Origin of the sequence: Kitasatospora sp. NPDC093102 (genome assembly GCF_040683915.1) — a bacterium.
Taxonomy (GTDB): Bacteria; Actinomycetota; Actinomycetes; order Streptomycetales; family Streptomycetaceae; genus Kitasatospora.
Genome location: NZ_JBFBFA010000071.1, coordinates 1 through 18,102 on the forward strand (window position 1 = coordinate 1; position 18,102 = coordinate 18,102).

Annotated in this window: 18 protein-coding genes and 2 pseudogenes; 10 read left to right on the forward strand and 10 right to left on the reverse strand. The window is 72.3% G+C overall.

Translation table 11 applies throughout. From position 1 onward, the window contains the following. A partial coding sequence (locus tag AB0O11_RS37130) for a transposase (RefSeq protein WP_363396369.1) occupies positions 1-168 on the forward strand: 168 nt, incomplete at its 5' end. Positions 169-261: 93 nt separating this feature from the next. On the opposite strand, the gene AB0O11_RS37135 is transcribed toward AB0O11_RS37130, so the two are convergent. The 3 genes from AB0O11_RS37135 to AB0O11_RS37145 are packed head-to-tail and all read right to left on the reverse strand — an operon-like array spanning position 262 to position 1,428. Further along, positions 262-750, reverse strand: coding sequence for a hypothetical protein (locus tag AB0O11_RS37135; RefSeq protein WP_363396324.1), 489 nt, complete (start codon positions 748-750; stop codon positions 262-264). Beyond that, a complete protein-coding gene (locus AB0O11_RS37140; protein ID WP_363396327.1) occupies positions 747-974 on the reverse strand; it encodes a hypothetical protein in 228 nt (75 codons plus the stop codon). Before AB0O11_RS37140 ends, AB0O11_RS37135 begins: the two co-directional genes overlap by 4 nt. 7 nt (positions 975-981) lie before the next feature. After that, on the reverse strand, positions 982-1,428 hold the full coding sequence (locus AB0O11_RS37145) for a hypothetical protein (RefSeq protein ID WP_363396330.1): 447 nt from the start codon (positions 1,426-1,428) through the stop codon (positions 982-984). Positions 1,429-1,998: 570 nt separating this feature from the next. On the opposite strand from AB0O11_RS37145, the gene AB0O11_RS37150 reads away from it, so the two are divergent. The 3 genes from AB0O11_RS37150 to AB0O11_RS37160 all read left to right on the forward strand — a co-directional run bounded on the left by AB0O11_RS37150 (position 1,999) and on the right by AB0O11_RS37160 (position 5,913). Then, positions 1,999-3,906: an SMI1/KNR4 family protein gene (locus AB0O11_RS37150; protein ID WP_363396333.1), complete on the forward strand. Its 1,908-nt coding sequence runs from the start codon at positions 1,999-2,001 to the stop codon at positions 3,904-3,906. A 166-nt stretch (positions 3,907-4,072) separates the two neighbouring features. Further along, positions 4,073-4,702, forward strand: coding sequence for a hypothetical protein (locus AB0O11_RS37155; protein WP_363396336.1), 630 nt, complete (start codon positions 4,073-4,075; stop codon positions 4,700-4,702). Positions 4,703-4,857: 155 nt separating this feature from the next. After that, the gene (locus AB0O11_RS37160; protein WP_363396339.1) at positions 4,858-5,913 is read left to right on the forward strand and encodes an NAD-dependent epimerase/dehydratase family protein; all 1,056 of its coding nucleotides are present in this window, start codon (positions 4,858-4,860) and stop codon (positions 5,911-5,913) included. Between the two features lie 2 nt (positions 5,914-5,915). Here AB0O11_RS37160 and AB0O11_RS37165 read toward each other — a convergent pair whose 3' ends face one another. Further along, complete coding sequence (locus AB0O11_RS37165) at positions 5,916-7,073, reverse strand: HAMP domain-containing sensor histidine kinase (protein ID WP_363396342.1); 1,158 nt, start codon at positions 7,071-7,073, stop codon at positions 5,916-5,918. Further along, on the reverse strand, positions 7,070-7,828 hold the full coding sequence (locus AB0O11_RS37170) for a response regulator transcription factor (protein ID WP_363396345.1): 759 nt from the start codon (positions 7,826-7,828) through the stop codon (positions 7,070-7,072). Before AB0O11_RS37170 ends, AB0O11_RS37165 begins: the two co-directional genes overlap by 4 nt. Positions 7,829-8,015: 187 nt before the next feature. On the opposite strand from AB0O11_RS37170, the pseudogene AB0O11_RS37175 reads away from it, so the two are divergent. The 3 genes and pseudogenes from AB0O11_RS37175 to AB0O11_RS37185 form a co-directional block, all read left to right on the forward strand. Further along, positions 8,016-8,702: pseudogene (locus AB0O11_RS37175) on the forward strand (glycosyltransferase family 2 protein); the annotation flags it as partial. Further along, the gene (locus AB0O11_RS37180) at positions 8,676-9,365 is read left to right on the forward strand and encodes a DUF2064 domain-containing protein (protein ID WP_363396372.1); all 690 of its coding nucleotides are present in this window, start codon (positions 8,676-8,678) and stop codon (positions 9,363-9,365) included. The pseudogene AB0O11_RS37175 and the gene AB0O11_RS37180, both read left to right, overlap by 27 nt. Beyond that, on the forward strand, positions 9,362-10,033 hold the full coding sequence (locus AB0O11_RS37185; protein WP_363396348.1) for a methyltransferase domain-containing protein: 672 nt from the start codon (positions 9,362-9,364) through the stop codon (positions 10,031-10,033). The genes AB0O11_RS37180 and AB0O11_RS37185 overlap by 4 nt, the downstream gene beginning before the upstream one ends. Positions 10,034-10,197: 164 nt before the next feature. Here the strand turns inward: AB0O11_RS37185 and AB0O11_RS37190 are convergent, their stop codons facing one another. From AB0O11_RS37190 to AB0O11_RS37205, 4 genes are all read right to left on the reverse strand, one after another. Further along, positions 10,198-11,535, reverse strand: coding sequence for a glycosyltransferase 87 family protein (locus tag AB0O11_RS37190; RefSeq protein WP_363396351.1), 1,338 nt, complete (start codon positions 11,533-11,535; stop codon positions 10,198-10,200). 197 nt (positions 11,536-11,732) lie between these two features. Further along, on the reverse strand, positions 11,733-12,590 hold the full coding sequence (locus AB0O11_RS37195) for an S-methyl-5'-thioadenosine phosphorylase (RefSeq protein WP_363396354.1): 858 nt from the start codon (positions 12,588-12,590) through the stop codon (positions 11,733-11,735). 378 nt (positions 12,591-12,968) lie between these two features. Beyond that, positions 12,969-13,481 (reverse strand): hypothetical protein, encoded by a 513-nt coding sequence (locus AB0O11_RS37200; protein WP_363396357.1) that lies wholly within the window; start codon positions 13,479-13,481, stop codon positions 12,969-12,971. Further along, on the reverse strand, positions 13,478-14,770 hold the full coding sequence (locus AB0O11_RS37205; protein ID WP_363396375.1) for a molybdopterin-dependent oxidoreductase: 1,293 nt from the start codon (positions 14,768-14,770) through the stop codon (positions 13,478-13,480). The genes AB0O11_RS37200 and AB0O11_RS37205 overlap by 4 nt, the downstream gene beginning before the upstream one ends. A gap of 1,109 nt (positions 14,771-15,879) precedes the next feature. On the opposite strand from AB0O11_RS37205, the pseudogene AB0O11_RS37210 reads away from it, so the two are divergent. The 3 genes and pseudogenes from AB0O11_RS37210 to AB0O11_RS37220 all read left to right on the forward strand — a co-directional run. Then, a pseudogene (locus tag AB0O11_RS37210) lies at positions 15,880-16,143 on the forward strand (terpene synthase family protein); the annotation flags it as partial. A gap of 14 nt (positions 16,144-16,157) precedes the next feature. Next, positions 16,158-16,652, forward strand: a complete 495-nt coding sequence (locus AB0O11_RS37215) for a hypothetical protein (protein ID WP_363396360.1) — start codon at positions 16,158-16,160, stop codon at positions 16,650-16,652. Next, complete coding sequence (locus tag AB0O11_RS37220) at positions 16,652-17,575, forward strand: cytochrome P450 (protein WP_363396363.1); 924 nt, start codon at positions 16,652-16,654, stop codon at positions 17,573-17,575. The genes AB0O11_RS37215 and AB0O11_RS37220 overlap by 1 nt, the downstream gene beginning before the upstream one ends. A gap of 89 nt (positions 17,576-17,664) precedes the next feature. Here AB0O11_RS37220 and AB0O11_RS37225 read toward each other — a convergent pair whose 3' ends face one another. After that, entirely contained in the window at positions 17,665-17,934 is a 270-nt protein-coding gene (locus AB0O11_RS37225) for a hypothetical protein (RefSeq protein ID WP_363396366.1), read from the reverse strand. Between the last annotated feature and the right edge of the window lie 168 nt (positions 17,935-18,102).

Consider the following 18,102-nt stretch of genomic DNA (forward strand, 5'->3'; position numbering starts at 1 on the left):
AAAGGCGTCAGCTCCCGGCGTCTGCGACAGGAGTACGACAGCCACGTCCGCCGCTACCTGTGGGGCGGCCGCTTCTGGTCCGGCTCCTACTTCGCCGGATCGTGCGGTGGCGCGCCACTCACCGTTGTCCGTCAGTACATCGAGAACCAGCAGCGTCCGACCGCGTGACCACCCCAAGGCTCAGAAAGCTCCGGCGCTCCGCGCCTCCGGGACAAGGATGGCCTTCACCTCCGGCGTGAACGCCGGAGGTGAAGGCCAAGATCAAGGGTAGACCGGTTCGCCGTGGCGCGCCCGGAACCCGTGGACGAGCTCGGGGTCGTTGGTGACGAGGGTCTCCGGCACGCGGAACCCGGCGTTCTGGATGAGCTGCGCCTGGTAGGGCTTGGAGAGGTTCGAGGCCATCGCGGCCGCCCGGTTCATCACGCACCCGGGGGCGAGGTCGATCCACATGCTGAGGGCCGTGTGCCAGGACTGGCAGCGCTGCTCGACGGCCTCGCCCGCGTCGCGCAATTCGGGCAGGTGGTGCCAGTCCATCAGTCGCGCGTAGATGCCGGTCACGTCGGCGCAGTCGACGGTTGCGCCGTTCACGCCGAGCTGTCCGTGGATCCCGGTGCTGGTGACGTCGATCTCGAACGGCAGGTCGGCGAAGCGTCGTTGGTGGAGGACGGTGTACGGCAGGCCGAGGTCGTCGAGTGCGGCGGTGACCCTGGCGATCGGCGACTCGCTCGCAATGCCGCAGACGATGATCATCGGGAGCCCGCCGACGTCGTCAGGTGGTCGTGCAGGGTGTCGAGGAACGCGTCGCCGCCGAGGCGGAGGTCGGGCATCGGGTCCGCTCCCGCGAAGACCGCCCGGTCCCCGCCGTCGCGGCGGAGGTCGATCCCCAGCAGGTCGGTCCCGGCGAGCCGGGCGAGCCGGACGCACTCCTGCCCGTACTCGTTCCCGCCGAAGACGTGCCCGCCGAGCACCAGCACGCGGCCGTTACCGGGAGCCGGCGGTGAAGACCTCGACCCGGCCCGGGGCGACGGCCACCGCGTCCGAGGGACCGGCCGGTGGACCCGTGGAGAGCGAATTCAGCCCCCTGCGCGGGTGCCAGTACCCGAGATCCCGGGCCTGAGGGCCCATCGGGCAGAAGACGTGCAGCTCGCCCGGCCGCGTCGCGACGGCTGCGAACCCGCCCACCCCGGAACCCGCCCCGGAACCCACGCCGAGCACCCTGAGTGACACCCACTCTGGCTCGCCGGGCCCGCTGTCGGGGACGCGCGCACGCCGCAGCTCGCCGTCCGGGCCGAGCGCAACGACCTCAACCGGTCCACCCTCGAACGCCGTTGCGGCCAACCAGCCGAAATCCGACGCCCCCGGCAAGGACCAGGGCTGCCCGAACTCACGCCAGGTGCGCTCGCCACTCCTGGTGACGTCGAACACCATATGCCGCACGGCGCCGTCGCGGGCGCCGAGGAAGAGATCGAGTCTGCCGCGCCCTGACGAACAGACGGCCAGGGCCCGCGCCGAGTGATTCCGCATGGGTCGCGCCCCCAACAGGCGAACGACGGCGGCCGCCGGTGCCGGGACTGCCCACGGCCACCAACTCCCGGCCTTCCCAGGTTATGCCTCGTTCGCTCACGCCTCAACACGCATGAGCCCGCACACGGCAGGGCCGAGGACATCCGTCGCCACGGCAGCGGCACCGTCGTCGACGTGCCCGCCGGGACGCCGCTCGGCGCGCCGTTCACGGCACCGCTGCAGACCGGCCCGGCCGGCGTACCGCCGAAGGCCTGGTTAACGACCTCGCCACCGATCCTCTGCCCGTCCAGGACAGTCCCGGCCCGACGCAGCCGGTCCTCATCGACCAGGCACTGACAGAACCCCGCGGATCCGGCTGACACGTGTCGTCGGGCGCGAGGACGTCATCGGGTTGGCCACGAGACGTGTCAGTAGCCGCCCGATGCCGCCAGGCATCGAAGCGCACTGTCAGCGGCGGATGGCAGCATCGGGCGCATGACGAATACGACACCGTTCGACTGGCAGCCGTTCCTGGTCGGATGGAGCGGGGAGTGGTCGGATTCCCTGCCCGGCGACGGGACGCCGAGCACGGCGGACGAAGCCGCCCGGCTGGTTCGGTGGTTGGGGTTCCCGCCCGCGTCCGAGGAGCGGATCGCCGCCATGGAGGATCGCCTCGGACGACGGATGCCCCCGTCGTACCGGGAATTCCTCAAGGCCAGCGACGGGTGGCAGCACGCCGGCGGGTTCATCCGGCTGCTGGCGGGGACGACGGACGCGCGCTGGCACGACAACGAGTCCGGACTGGCGGACATGTTCGAGGAGTATCTGGACGACGACGCCGGACCCGCCGAACGGCGGGATGCGGACATCTGGCGGCGCGGGCTCCAGCTCGACGTCGAGTCCGACGCCACCTACGTCCTCCTGGATCCCGAGGACGTGGGTGACGACGGCGAGTGGGCCGTGTACACGTGGGCCGGCTGGCGGGCCGCGCCACCCGAGCGGTACGCGAACTTCGCCGAGTTCATGCGGAGCATGCACCAGGAGTTCCACAGCCTGCGGGCACGCCCGGCCGACGGGCAGCCAGAGTTCGCCAACGACACGACGCGAGAGCTGGACGCCCTGGTGGAGCAGGCCCGGCTGGAGGCGCTGCGCGGGAACTGGGAACGGGCCGAGCACGCGCTGGACGAGGCGAGGCAGTACGGCAGACCGCGGGCCGCCGGGTTGGGTGACCAGATACGCCGCCTGCTCGGACGGACCTCCATGGTGTACTTCGAGGACGTGGCGACCGACCCGCGGTACGCGCCCGAGCTGCTGCCGGCGCTGGTCGCCGAGCACGCGGCGCACTCGTACTGGGACGACTCCACGCTGATGTTCCACCTGCGGGGAGCGGGTGACGACGTGGTGTCGCTGGCCTACGCGATGCTGGAGCAGGTTCGCAACGGCACGTACCGGTACACGGCGGCCGGACCGTTCGGGGAAGCGGTCGAACAGGCGCGGGAGCTGGCGCGGTGGGGCGACACCGACGGGGCGTGGCGGACGCTGACAGACGCTCTGCCGGCTTGGCAGCCCCTGGGACCCGACCACCTGGCGCCGCTGGGTTGGGTGGCCGATCCCCTGCTCGGCCCCCTGCTGACCCCGGAACGAGGCCGCGAACTGCTGTCCACCCCGAGGGCCGGGCAGACAGGTGAGGCGCCGAGCCCGGCGGCCGGCCTCGACCCGGACAACCTGGCGTGGCTCGCGGACCGGGACCCCCACGACAACCTCACGTGCTACCGGTTCGTCCTGGTCGAAGGGGTGAACCCGGAGGACCTGCCCGAACGCCTCGCGGACGGGAACGAGGCAGCGCTGGACGATCCCATGACGTCCGACGAAGCGCGCCACCGGTCGTTCCGTGCACAGATGGTCTTTTCGTCATACGACGACAGAGCCCTCACGGCAATCGGCCGGGCCGGCACCCGTTGGAGCTTCGCCTTCGACGGCAACCCTGCGCACTTCGACCTGCAGCGGTTCGTCTCCCCGGCCGCGGCTGCCAGCGCGGGCACCCGCGCGGTGGTCGTGTGGAGCGGCCTGACGACCCGGCACGGGGAACCGTTCTTCCACCTTTCCGTAGCGCAGGACGGTGCCGAGCAGTACGCCTTCACATACGCGGACGGAGAGATACACCGGACCGGGGAGATACCACGGGCACTGGACCCGGACCGGTTCTTCGGCTCCCGTGAGGAGGGCCCCATGGCGGAACGGTCGCTCCTGGAGGCCGTGACCGGCGAGTTCGGTGTCCGACTGCCCCGCTACGCGATCACGAACGGACGGCTGCACACGTTCACCACCCGCTCATGGACGCGGCCGCCCGGGAAGGGGGAGACGTACGTCGTGACCGGGATGACCGGGGATGCGGCGCGCTGACGTGCCGAGACCTGCCTCGGGTCAACGGCGGCCGGAGCGGCCGGTAACCGTGTCGCCTCCGACCGCAACCGACTTCCACGGATACGAGGAGGACGCCTCGGCGAACGTCGAGCCCGTCTGCCACGGCAGAGGCGAGAAGCCCGAACAGAGCCCAGCTTGAGATCCGGTGTCGGCGGCAGGCGCTCGTGTCCCTGCTCGACGCCGATGGGAGAGGTATGAACACGCAAGTGGACTGGTCGGCAGTCCGGGAACGCGTCGTCGCGGTGGAGGAGGCCGACTGTCGGGCCCGTGGCCTCGAACGGTCGGGGCCGGCGGCCCCGGACCGGCACTCCAGCTCACCTCGCTGCGCCGGATCGACGGGACATGGGGATGGGTCTGGGACGACGACGAGGACCGTCCCTGGCTGCTGGACTCCAGCGGGCCGTTCGTCGAGACGGAGGACTGGGCCGACCGGCAGACGGCGACCCTTCGCGCCGCCGGGTACGAACCCACCACCCGGGACGAAGACGACGACTACCTGGACGACTACCGCAAGGCCTTCGGTGACGCCGGCGACGAGGCCTGGCATCTGGAACGCGGCCGGGGTGCGATCCACATCAGCGCCAACGGATGCGTGATGACCGGCTGGCTCATCGTCGTCGGCCCGCACAGCAGGGAACTCCGCGACCGGGCCTGTGCGGTCAACCCGCCCTTCGAGCCGTACGTCGACGCAAGGGGAAACCGCCACACCTTCCGCACCTGGTACCTCGAGTGGCTTGAGCGACGCGAGACGGCAACTCGGTGGCCGAGGGGGTGAGGGTGACCCTGGACGGCGGCCGTCGTGTCAGCGAGCCGGCAGCCATTCGGCTGCGCTGCGGCCACCGCCGCGGGGCGACACTCGCCTCTTACCGATCTGTGACACCGCCCCGTGTCAACGGGCCGCAGGTCCGATCGGACGCTAGCGTCGGCGACATGAGAATCCTGGTCACCGGCGGGACCGGCTTCATCGGCGCGTCCGTGGTACGTGCCCTGGTCGCCGCCGGGCATCAAGTGCGCGTCCTGGACGCCCTGCTGCCCGCGGTCCATCCAACCGAGAGGGCACCCGTGCTGCCTACGGGTGTCGACTTCCGGCGCGGGGACGTCCGGGATGCGGCGACCGTCGAGGAGGCACTCGCCGGGGTGGACGCGGTCTGTCACCAGGCGGCTATGGTCGGCCAGGGACTGGACCTCCAGGACGCACCGCAGTACGTCGGCTGCAACGACCTCGGCACGGCGGTGATACTGGCCGCGATGGCGCGGACCGGTGTCCGACGGCTGGTCCTGGCCGGATCCATGGTGGTCTACGGGGAAGGGCGCTACCACTGTGCGAAGCACGGCGAGGTGGCACCGGGGCCGAGGCGGCCCGCCGATCTGGACGCCGGACGGTTCGAGCCGCCCTGCCCGGTCTGCGGCGATCCCCTGCGGCCAGGCGTGGTCGCGGAGAGCGCCCCCGCCGACCCCCGCAGCGTCTACGCGGTGACCAAGCTCGCGCAGGAACACCTCTCCGCTGCCTGGGCACGTGCCTGCGACGGCAGCCTACTGACGCTGCGCTACCACAACGTGTACGGCCCCGGGATGCCGCGCGACACCCCGTATGCGGGGGTGGCATCGCTCTTCCGGTCGGCCCTCGCCCGGGGCGAGGCACCCCGGGTCTTCGAGGACGGCGGCCAGCGCCGGGACTTCGTCCACGTCGAAGACGTCGCCGCCGCCAATCTCGCGGCGCTGACGGCCGTGGGTGACCGGCCGCCGGGCAGCGTCCGGGCGTACAACGTGGGCAGCGGCGAGGTGCGCACCGTCGGTGAGATGGCGGCCGCGCTGGCCGCGGCCTACGGTGGCCCGCCACCGACGGTGACGGGCGAGTACCGGCTCGGCGACGTGCGGCACGTCACCGCCGACTCGAACCGGCTGCGCGCCGAGCTGAACTGGCTGCCGCGTGTCCCGTTCGACCGGGGCATGGCGGAGTTCGCCGCCGCACCGCTGCGGGTCTGAGGTCAGCTCCGGGCGGACGGCAGGGCGATCTCGAAGCAGCAGCCGCCCGCCACGTTGTGGACGCGGGCACGCCCGGCGTGGGCCTCGACGATGCCGCGAACGATGGCGAGGCCCAAGCCGGCCCCGCTGCTGCCGACCTCAGGCCTGTAGGACCGCTCGCCGGAATCGGCCGGTCTGGGCGTGCGGGCCGTGGTTCCACGCCAGCCGGTCTCGAAGACCCGGTTCAGGTCCTGGACGGGGATGCCTCCGCAGCCGTCGGTCACCGAGAGCACCACCTCGTCCGCCTCCCGCCGCGCGGAGACCGCGACCACGCCGTCCTGGGGGGTCGAGCGGATCGCGTTGACCAGAAGATTGCCCAGTACCCGGGTGATCTCGCGGCTGTCGACCTCGACCGGTTCGGGCTCCACCTGCCGGCCTTCGAGCCGGACGCCGCGCTGACGGGCCAACGCGTGGGCACCGGCCAGCGCGTCGTCGACCAGGTCGTAGACGGAGACCCGGGAGAGCGAGAGGGAGAGGGTGCCGGCCTGGATGCGGGAGAGTTCGAAGAGGTCGTCCACCATTCCGGTGAGCCGCTCGACTTCGGTGCGAATCCGCTGGAGGTAGCGGTCGGGCTCCTCGGCGACGCCGTCCTCCAGCGCCTCGGCCATGGCGCGCAGCCCGGCCAGAGGGGTGCGCAGGTCGTGGGAGATCCAGGCGACCAGCTCCCGCCGGGACTGTTCGAGGGACTGTTCGCGGGCCCGGGATTCGGCGAGCCGGGCGCTGGTGATGGAGAGTTCCTCGCTGAGCTGGGCCAGTTCGCGGCCCAGCGGGTGGAGGGGCGCGGTGAAGCCGGTGTCACTGCCGACGGTCCGGGCGGCCACCGTCAGGGCCCGGCTGCCGGCGACCACCTGTCGGCCCAGCAGCGCGGCGGTGCCCAGGGACACGACGGCGGCCATGGCGAGCACCGTTATCACGACACCGAGGTCGTGGGCGGAGAGGAACATGGCCTGAGCGACGGCGAAGGTGCCGGAGATGACCGCGAGCACGGTGACGACGGCGACGCAGAACAGTGAGAGCGCCATCGAGCGTCTCCGCAGGAGCCGGATGGCCGACCAGCCGAGCAGGCCCGCTCCGCCGGCACCGAGGGCGGCGAATAGAGCGATCAGCAGTAGGTCCTTCACGCGCGGCCCTCCCCGGCACCGGGCATCGGATCGTAGCGGTAACCCACGCCCCACACAGTGTTGATCATCCGGGGAGCGGCGGGATCGTCCTCGATCTTCTCGCGCAGGCGCCGCACGTGGACGGTGACGGTGGAGAGGTCGCCGAAGTCCCAGCCCCAGACACGGGCCATCAGCTCCTGGCGCGAGAACACCGTTTCGGGGTGCCGCAGGAGGAAGGCCAGCAGGTCGAACTCCCTTGCTGTCAGGGAAAGTTCTCTCCCGGAACGGCGAGCGCGACGGGCCGGCCCGTCGAGGGTGATGTCCCCGGAGCGGATGCGCCCGGCCGGGGCGCCGGTCGCCGGTGACCCCACGCGCGAGCGCCGCAGCACCGACTGGACCCGCAGGACGAGTTCGCGTGGGCTGAACGGCTTGGTGACGTAGTCGTCGGCGCCCAGTTCCAGGCCGAGGATGCGGTCGGCCTCGTCGCCCCTGGCAGTGAGCATCACGACCGGCAGCACCGCGCCGGTGTCCTGGCCGCGCAGCCGCCGCAGCACCTCCAGACCGTCGATGTCCGGCAGCATCAGGTCCAGGACCACGAGGTCGGGGTGGTGGGCGCGTGCGAGGGCGAGCCCCTGCGGGCCGTCGGAGGCGTGGTCAACGTGGTGGCCGGCTCGGGTGAGGTAGACGGCGACGACCTCGGCCACGGTCGGATCGTCGTCGATCACCAGGACGCGGCCGGCGGCCGACGGTCCGGCGATGGCGGAGGGCGCGTTCACGCCACCGAGGATAGGCGCCCCGCACCGGTGCGGACGCTGCCGCCGTCCCCCGTTCGACCTCCGTAAGATCCTGGGACCGGTCCGTGCACCGGCGCGGGCCCCCGATGGTGCCCCGGTGGGCCGTCGGCGCGACGTTCGGCTTCCGTAAGGCTGCGGCACCACCATCCTGGGCCGACACGCCCTTAGCGTGGCCGACGTGACCTCCGTTACCCCTCGTTCGTCCGGTGTCGACGTCGTCCTGCCCTGCCTCGACGAGGCCGAGGCGCTGCCCTGGGTGCTCGGGCGCATCCCACCCGGCTGGCGGGCGATCGTCGTGGACAACGGTTCGCGGGACGGCTCGGCCGAACTCGCCCGATCGCTCGGAGCGACCGTGGTCGAGGAGTTCCGGCGCGGATTCGGCGCCGCCTGTCACGCCGGGCTCCTCGCCGCCACCGCCGACCTGGTCTGTTTCCTGGACTGCGACGGCTCGCTCGACCCCGCCCAACTGCCCCGGGTCACGGCTCCGGTGACCGACGGCACGGCGGATCTGGTCCTCGGCCGCCGCCGGCCGGTGAGCGTGAGCGCCTGGCCCGTGCACGCACGGCTCGCCAACACCGTGCTGGCCCGCCGGCTGCGGGCGCGCACCGGCGCCCCGCTGCACGACCTGGGCCCGATGCGGGCCGCCCGACGGGAACGCCTGCTGGCGCTGGGCCTGGGCGACCGCCGCTCCGGATACCCGCTGGAGATGGTGCTCGCCGCCTCGGCCGCCGGGATGCGGATCATCGAGACGTCCGTCGACTACCGGCCGCGCGCGGGCCGGTCGAAGGTCACCGGCACGGTGCGCGGCACCCGGCAGGCGATCCGGGACATGCGGGCCGTGTTGGCCGCCCCGCCGCCCACCCTGCTGGTCATCGCCAAGTCGCCTGTGCCGGGCCGGGTGAAGACCCGGCTCATCCCGGCGTGCACGCCCCAGCAGGCGGCTGCGCTGGCCGAGGCCGCGCTCTCCGACACGCTGCACACCCTGGCCACCGTGCCGGCCGGGCGGCGCCTGCTGGTCCTGGACGGCGAACCGGGCCGCTGGCTGCCGCCGGGGTGGCAGGTGCTTCCACAAAGCGGCGGCGGACTGGACGCGCGGCTGGCGGCGGCCTTCGCCCACGCGGCCCGGCTGGCCCCGGAGGCGCCCGCGCTGCTGGTCGGCATGGACACTCCGCAGCTGAGCGCGGCCACCCTGGCCGAGCCGCTCTCACCGGTGGGCCGGGCCGGGGCGGACGCCTGGTACGGGCCCGCGTCCGACGGCGGGTTCTGGGCTCTCGGTCTGGCCCGGCCGACCGAGGACCTCGCCCGCCGGCTCCTCCTGGGGGTGCCGATGTCGACCCCGGACACGGGGCAGATGCTCCTGGACCGGCTCGGGACGGCTGGCCTGACGGTGCACACCCTGCCCGAAGCCACCGATGTGGACACCATCGAGGACGCCCGGCTGGTCGCCTCCCAGGCGCCGCGGAGCCGGTTCGCCGCCGGCCTGCGCTCGCTCCGGGCAGCTCCCGAGGTGGCGGGTTGACCGGCACCTCGACGGCGTGGATTGACGACCCGTTCGCCGACGCCGTCCGCACCGGACGCGGTCCGCTGTGGCTGCGCGACGACGACGGCCGCCGGATCCCGCTCGACATCGAGCGCTGGTGCGCACCCGCCGCCGGCGGCGACCACAGCCTGCTGATGCGCTGTTTCCACCTGTCCGCGCCGGTCGTGGACCTCGGCTGCGGGCCCGGTCGACTGGTCGCTGCGCTCCTCGCCGTGGGCGTCCCGGCGCTCGGCGTCGATGTCACACCGGCGGCCGTCGCCCGTACCCTGGGCCTCGGCGGCGCGGCCCTGTGCCGGTCGGTGTTCGACCGGCTTCCCGCCGAGGGCCGCTGGGGTGCGGCCCTGCTGGCGGACGGCAACCTCGGCATCGGCGGGAACCCGGAGGCCCTGCTGCGGCGTGCTGCCGAACTGATCGCGCCGGACGGGCTGCTGCTGGTGGAGGTCGAGCCGCGCGAGGTCGACGAGCGCGTCACCGTCCGGGTCGAGGGCCCGGACGGGCGGCTCGGCCCACCCTTCGCCTGGGCGCGCCTTGGTGCCAAGGCCGCCGTACGACGGGCCTGCGGCGCCGGGCTCGTCGAGGCGGAACGGTGGACCTCCCACGGCCGGCGCTTCCTCGCCCTGCACAGGTGCGCCGCGCCCGCCCGCTGAGACCGTCCGCCATGCCGACGGCGCCGATTCCGGGCGGCCGCAGCGCCACCCGTCGGCCGACCGGCGTCCCCCCTACGCTCTTCGCCCTGTTCACCCGCACTCGCGATTCGACCAGGAATGGCCGCGGACCCGCCAGGGTCGGCGGCCATTCCGTCAGAAGTCCGTCAGTTCTCGGCCCCCGCCACCACGGCCGCCCGCCCCGCACGGCGCTGACGCAGCAGCGGGACCAGGAGGACCACGCACAGGGCCGTCCCGTAGGCGAGCTGCTGCGCCACCTGGCCCGTCGCCAGGTAGAGCGCCTGCCCGGCGGCCGGGACGGCCAGCCACTCCCAGCGGCCGTCGAGAGCTACCAGCGCGACCACCAGGAGCCCGTACCACGGGTAGGAGGGCCCAACCAGCAGCAGCGCCGTGCCCGTCACCAGGAGCGCGCTGGCCCACGGCCGGCACCGGTCGCCCCGGCGGAGGACCCTGACCACCACGACCGCCAGGATGAGCGCCGCCGCCCACGGTGCGAGGCGGTCGGACAGCACCAGCCTCAGCAGTCCGAACCGGTCGATGTGCCCCTGTTCGTAGCCCTCCTCCTTCAGGTAGCCCGGCAGGTAGCCCAGGACCGAGGTGCCCGAGGCCACGACGTACGGGAGGTAGGACAGGGCGAAAGCGCCGAACGCGGATCCGACCAGCAGGACGTCCTTCCGAGAAGGGCGCCGGGCCGGCAGGCCCGAGAGCGCGCCGGGGAGGACGAGGGCCGGTAGCAGCTTGGTCGCGACCGCGCCGCCCAGGAGGAGCCCCCCTCGCACGGCCCTCCCGCGCGCCGCGCAGCCGAGCCCGGCGACCGTCAGCAGGGCTCCGAGCGTGTCCACGTGCGCATCGTTGACCGCCCACACGGCCACGCCGGGGAACCACCCCCACAGCGCGGCCCGCCACTGCTCCCGCCCCACCCTCAGCAGCAGGGCGGTCGTCGCCACCGCCAGCACCGCACCGCCGACCTGCACCCCGCGGACCCCGCCGCCGAACAGGTGCACCACGACGAACCAGACCTGCGCCACCGGCGGGTAGATGGTGTGCACGGCCGGCCGGTTGATCCGGGTGCAGTCCCCGACCGTGGTGCGCCGCTCGTCCCAGCCCGTGCAGCCGTCACCCACCGGGAAGAGCCCCAGGTCACGCAACCGGGCGAGTGCCGGATCGTCCGGGGTGTGGGCGTAGGGCGAGATCCCGGCCGCCTGGACCCGGCCATCCCAGACGTAGCGGTAGGCGTCGTCGCTGGTGCGCGGCGGGGCCAGCAGCCCGACGGCGGCGATGGCTGCGCTGCCGGCCAGGACCAGCGGCGCGACCTGCCGCCCGGGCACCCTGCGCAACAGCAGCACCGCGACCGCGAAGAGGGCTGCGTCGAGGACGTACCAGACAGGAAGCGGCACGGAACCGTCGTCGGTGACGGTCAGCGTCAGAACGGTGGCCAGGGCCCCGAGAGCGAGAGCGCAGGACGGAACGGTACGGTCGATCACCCTACCCACCCTCCCACTGGTGAAGCCTCACAGCCCCGGCGGCGAGGCCGCCGTTCGGCTTCCGTAAGCACGTCGAAGCGACGGAGGGACGTGCCGGGGGGCTTCGACGGACGGGTGGAATCCGATCCCGCCTACCCCGGCGCCCCGCCCGCCGCCGCTGCCCGCTCCCCCGTCGTTCCCTCGCCGGGGGCGGGCCGTCAGACGCCGGGCACCCCGGGAAGACCGGTCGTGAGACCGTCCAAGGCGTGCGGGCAGGGGCACTCGCGCACCAGCGGCAGCCGTTCCACCGCCTTGAACAGCACGGTGCGCAGCCGATCGACGTTGCGGGCGAACTCCTTCAGCACCTCGCCGTGGGTGACGCCCGCACCGCTCTCCACCCCGGCGTCGAGATCCGTGACCAGGGCCAGTGAGGTGTAACAGAGCCCGAGTTCACGGGCGAGGACGGCCTCCGGGTGTCCCGTCATGCCGACCACTGACCAGCCGTTGGCGGTGAACCAGCGGGACTCGGCGCGGGTGGAGAAGCGTGGGCCCTCGATCACCACCAGCGTGCCGCCGTCGACCGGCTCCCAGGCCGCCTCGCGGACGGCCCCCAATGCCGCCTCCCGCCCCGCCGGGCAGTACGGGTCGGCCGTCGACACGTGCACCACCTCCGGCACCGTGCCGTCCGGCAGCGGCAGGCCGTCGTAGAAGGTCTGCGGGCGCCCCGAGGTCCGGTCCACGAACTGGTCGGGCACCAGCAGCGTGCCCGGCCCGTACTCCGGTCGCAGCCCGCCCACCGCGCACGGCGCGACCACCTGCCGCACACCCAGCGTGTGCAGCGCCCACAGGTTCGCGCGGTAGTTGATCCGGTGCGGGGGAAGCCGGTGGCCGCGCCCGTGCCGGGGCAGGAACGCGACCCGGCGGCCGGCCACCTCCCCCACGAACACCACGTCGCTCGGTTCACCGTACGGGGTGTCCACCCGTACCTCGGTCACGTCGTCCAGCAGCTCGTAGAGCCCGGAGCCGCCGATGACGCCCACCTCGGCGCTCGACAGGGCGTCCTGGTCGATCGTCATCCCGGTCCACCTCTCTTCTCGGGAACAACCTCCCGGCAACTGTAAGAACGGACCGTGCCGGAACCGGGACACCATGCCTTACGAATCACGAACGTCCCCGTTCTGCGGGCCGTGCCGGGGCCGACGAGCGACCCGCCGGCTCCGGTCCCGGCTCACAGACGGCGGGCCCCACGTGGGCGTGCGGGGGCCGAGCACCGGTGGTGACGGGCCGTCGTGACAATGCGTCATCGATTTCCCGTCTTTCCCCCGGTCGTCCACGCCTGGCCAACTCCCAGGTGAATCTCCCGGCCCGTGCACCGGCGGAGCGCGCCCGGGCTGCGGGCTGGACGTCGGACGCTGAACACCCGAGGAGCGCATCCCCGCAAGCAATCCTGATGCCTACTCAGATTCTGCCGCCGCGGACTCGCGGTGAGGTCTGTTCGGCCGTCGCTGCCGGGCCGTCGCGGCGAGCAGGCAGAGCGCCGAGACAGCGAAGAACGCCGCGGTCAGCAGCAGCCAGCGCCCGAGGAAGACCTCCGGGTCCAGGCCGGTGGCGGAGTGGTAGCCGGGGACGCGACGCAGGATGAGCGGGTACCAGACGACCAGCAGCAACAGCGAGAGGAAGGCGGGGACGCGGATGTAGTTGACCGCCTGCATCCGGTGCGTCCCGCCCGCAGGAGCCTGACGGGCACCCGCCAGGGCCTGGGCGGCCCGGTCGGTGAGCGTGTAGAGCGGCAGCAGGACCAGGTCGTGGAGCAGCGCGGCCCCGACGAACCAGATCGCGACTCCGAGCGGATCACCCTTGAGGAGGCGGACCCCGGCGTACAGGGCCAGGGCGAAGGAGCTCACAACGAGGAGCAGGTGCAGGGGGGATGCACCGTAGCGCTTGCGGAAGCCACTGAGGCGTTTCATCCGGTGGCTCCGAAGGTGAGGCGGGTGACCCATTTGGTGTTGTGGACACCGGGGTTGGCGGGAACGATGATCCGGGCCGGGTAGCCGTGGTCGGGCGAGAGGTCGGCGCCGTTGACGCGCAGGGCCAGCAGGGAGCGCGGGTCGCGGACCTGGTTGTCGCGCAGGACGGTGGAGGCGAAGGACCCGCCGCGCTCGACGGATTCCACGAAGACGTCCGGTGGGCTTTCGGTCAGGCCGACGAGCGTGGCCAGGTCGGTCAACCGGACGCCGGTCCAGTCCTGGTCGGGAGTGGACCACCCCTCGACGCAGGCGATGGGCAGGGCCGCGGTGGTCTGCGGCAGGCCCCTCAGCTGGTCCAGGGTGAGAACGGCTTCGCGGCCGGGGCCGCGGACGGTCAGCCGCCAGTCGGGGCCGATGTCGGCGGGGCGGATGCCGACGTCGGCGGCGGTCTTGTTGATCTGGAAACCGCCCGGGCCGGTGCCGGGCTCCTGGCTGTGCGGGGCGAGCAGAGCCGTCCTGCGCCACCATCCGCCGATGCTCTGACCGACCGTCACCGCGAACAGCGTGAGGGAGCCCGCACCGACCACGGCGAGGGCTCCGCGCCGGGAGACGGTCGCGGGGGCGGGACGCGGGGAGACCAGGCCGGTGCCGTCGAGTGGCTCGGGCAGCATGTCGGCGACGCCGGTGCGCAGTTCGGTGCGCAGGCGCCGGCTGCCCAGCGCCCGGACCATGACCGGGATGCGGAACACCACGTGAACGATGAAGGCACCGATGAAGACCCAGGCACCGTAGTAGTGCAGGGTGTAGAAGGAACCGGGGAAGATGTAGTGCAACTGGATGTTGAGAACGCCGGTGATGAACTCGAACAGTGCGCCACCGACCAGGAGCAGCAGCGACAGGCGCTCGATCGCTTGGGCGGGCGAGCGGAGCGGGGGCCAGGAGAAGAGCTTGGGGATGACCGACCATAGCTTGGCCAGCAGGACCGGGATCAGCGCGACGCCGAGGGTCACGTGGATCCCCTGGTTCAGTCGGTAGAGCCAGCTGGGGCTGGTCGGCCAGGAGAAGAGGTAGAAGCCGAGCCAGCCCTTGTCCGGGGTCTGGTCGTTGACCGCGGCAAGGTCGGGGTTGTAGGCGGCGTAGGACAGCAGCCCGGTCACGAACATCACCGTGATCCCGAGCAGCAGCACCAGGCCGAACACCGAGGTGAGCCAGGGGCCGCGCAACGGGCTGCGCCAGAACTCCGGGCGCGCGGGCCCGGGCGGCGGGCCTTCGGCGAGCGCGGCACGCAGGCGGGATCCCCTGGTCCTGTGGGCTGTGCGCGTCAGCGCGCGGAGGGCCGGTCGTTGTCCTTCCGCAGTGCGGTCGCGTGGCGGCCCCGGGGGCTGGTCGGGCTGCGGGAGCGATGGCGGAGGTCCGGCGGCCGGCTTGCCCGCAGAGGGCTGCGGTGCCGGAACTGGCCCGGGCTCCCGCTCGGGGCCGGGCAGGGGGCGGTGGGGCCCGTCAGCGTCGTCGTCGTGGGCGTTCAGGGTGGCACTCCTTCGCGGGTGCGCGCGGAGGCGGAATGGCCGCGCTGACACGACCGTATGCCGCAGATCGCCCATGGCACAGCAATCAACTTATTACGGATGTTCAGGTCGCCGTTGGCTATCGGGAGAGCATCCTGCGGTTCGACGCGCCCGCCCCCTCCGACGCACCGCGCCAGATCGGTACACCGCCCACGACTCGCCCCACATATCTGACTGTCCGTCAAAACATCCTTCATCGCGGTGCCATGGCGTGTCGCTCGGCGCCCCAGTCCTGGTGGCACGGTGCTGCCGGTGTCAGCCGGCCTGGGCCCGACTCTTCCGGCATTGCCTGCGTGCACCGGACTCCGATGCCACGACCAAACACATGGCCCAAACCATCTGACCGTCCTCCCGGAACAGCCGGCCGGTCGGGCCCCTCCGCAGGTTCAGCACCGTCGAAGGCACAGGTGCGTGGGGAGCGGCTGTACAGCAACGGCAAGGCGACCGGCAGTGCGCCGAGAGACAACCACGGATGCGCGCACAGTCCACAATCCCGCCCCGGCCCGAACTAGCTTCGGCCTCCTGGCGCAGGCCGGCCGGGCAACGCCACGCAAGCGTCGCGGAGCCGCGAGAGCCAGCCGCGCTCCCAACCAGACGAAGGCCGGCACAGTGATGACCGATCTCCGCGACGGCAACCACACAGCGCTCCGGACGACTTGTGGTGCCCCTTCCCCTCCCTGACGAACCCCTACGCCAAACAGGCCGACCGGCAGAGCCTGGCCTGGCTGGCGCGCCACCGGCTGCTGGACGGACGCCACCGGCAGTCCGACCGGATCGGGCGCCAGCGCTCCGGTCACCTGGCCGCGCGGACCAACCCCGAGGTCTCCGCCGAGATGCTGCGTCTGCTGTCCGACTGGTACGTGTGGCTCTTCGCCTTCGACGACGGGTACTGCGAGGACCGCGAACGCGGCCACCGCCCCGGGCCGTTGGCCCGCACGACCGCCCTTCTCGCCCGGGTGGTCGACCCCGAGCCGCCCGGCGACGAGCTGTCCGGACCGGCCGGCATCTACGCGACGGCCTTGCGGGAACTCCGGGACCGGATCGCCACACCGGCCTCGCCCTCGCAACTGTTCCGATGGGAGTGCACGGTCCGCGACTACCTCTCCGCCCGGTGTGGGAGGCCGCCAACCGCGAGGCGGGCACGGTACCGGGCCTGTACGAGTACGTGGCCATGCGCCGGCACGCCGGGGCGACGTACACCTGCCTCGCCCTGGTCGACATCGCGGCCGGCTACGAAGTCCCGGCCGCGGAGGCGGACGGCCCTTCGCTGCGCAGGCTCAGGGACCTCACGGCGAATCTGGTGAGCTGGGACAACGACCTGTACTCCCAAGCCAAGGAGACTGCGGGCGGCCAGGGCCGCCACAATCTGGTCGAGGTCCTGGCCCGCCACCACCGCTGCACCCTGGCCGAGGCCCGCCAGGCGGCCGTCGCCATGCGCGACGCCGAGATGCTCGCATTCGTCGAGCTGAGCCGAACCGTCCACGCGAACGGCAGCGACGCGGCCTCCGCGTACGCCCGGAGCCTCGGGCTGTGGCTGCGTGGGCACATCGACTGGTCCCGCAGCAGCTCCCGGTTCGACGTACCGACCCCCACGGCGAGGCACTGATGCGCGAGAACCACAACCCGCCCGGCACGGTGCCGTGCGCGCCCGGCCACCTGCCCCTGATCGGGCACCTACTCCCGCTGCTGACTCACCCCGTGCCCTTCCTCCAGTCGCTGGCCGACCACGGCCCGCTGGTGCGGATCCACCTGTGGCACGGGCCCGTTCACGTTCTCACCGACCCCGGGCTGGTGCACCGGCTGCTCGTCGAAGACGCCGCGAAGACCGAGAAGGGCTTCGTCTTCGACAAGGCCCGCGGTGTGCTGGGCAACGGTCTGTTCGTCTCCGAGGGCGCGTTCCACCTCCGCCAGCGGCGGCTGGTCCAGCCGGCCTTCCAGCGCGAAGGCATCCGCCGGTACGCCACCCTGACCGCTCGGATCGCAGCGGCGGCGGTGTCCCGCTGGGAGCCCGGGCAGCCGGCTCCGATCGAACCGCGGATGCACGAACTCGCCCGGGACATCGTGGTCGAGGCGCTGTTCGCCACCCGGCTGAGCCCCACCCAGAAGGCCCGGATCGACCGGGCCGTGCCCGTGGTCCTCACCGGATTCGTCCAACGCGCGCTCTACCCCTCACCGCTGCTGGAGAGGCTGCCCGTACCGGTCAACCGGCGCTTCGACGCGGCCGTCCGGGACCTACGCACCGTCGTGGACGAGATCGTCGCCCGGGCCGCCCTCCGGCATCAGGGCCCGGACGACACGCTGCTGTCCCTGCTGCTGACCACCCGCGACGAGGAGACCGGAACGGCCATGGCACCGGCCCAGGTGCGGGACGAGGCGGTCTCGCTGCTCCTGGCCGGCACCGAGACGGCCGCCACCACGCTGGCCTGGCTCTTCCACGAACTCGCGCAGCGCCAGGACCTGCAGGACGAGCTGAGCGAGGAGGTGCGCGCCGTCGCCGACGACGGAGCTGAGCTGCTCTGGCTTTCGTGAAGTCCCTGATGTCTGGGTTTGTTACGATCCAGGCGCAAGGAGAACCACGAGCAGTGCCAGCACCCCGTAAGTACCCCAATGCCGCGTAGTTAGCGTGCCGGTGCCGCTGTCAAGTCCGCTTCCGGTGAGGGTTCCTGCTGGTCAGGGGCTAACCATTCCGGTGCGAGGATGTAGGTGACGGGGGCGGGCTTGAGCAGCATGCCCTCTTTGACCCAGCGGCCGAGTTCGGCGCTGAGCCCGCGGTGACTGGGTAGGCCAAGTTCCTTGGCGATCTCACTGGCGTGCCAGGCTCTGCCGGAGTCCGTGCGCATGATCTGGAGGGTGCGGTCGCGCCGTCCCCGGGGATCACGCTCGTCCACGTGGTGAACAGTGACTGCGAGGCCGGTGATCCGGGTCGCTGCGCGGATCGGCGCCTGGTCCGGCGGGTTCGCGTAAGGAGCCGTTGTTGTACCGAGTGGTTCGCTTGGCGTTCGAACGAGGGTTCCCGGTCGAGTGATCCTGCGGCAACCCGGGCATGAAGACAGGGT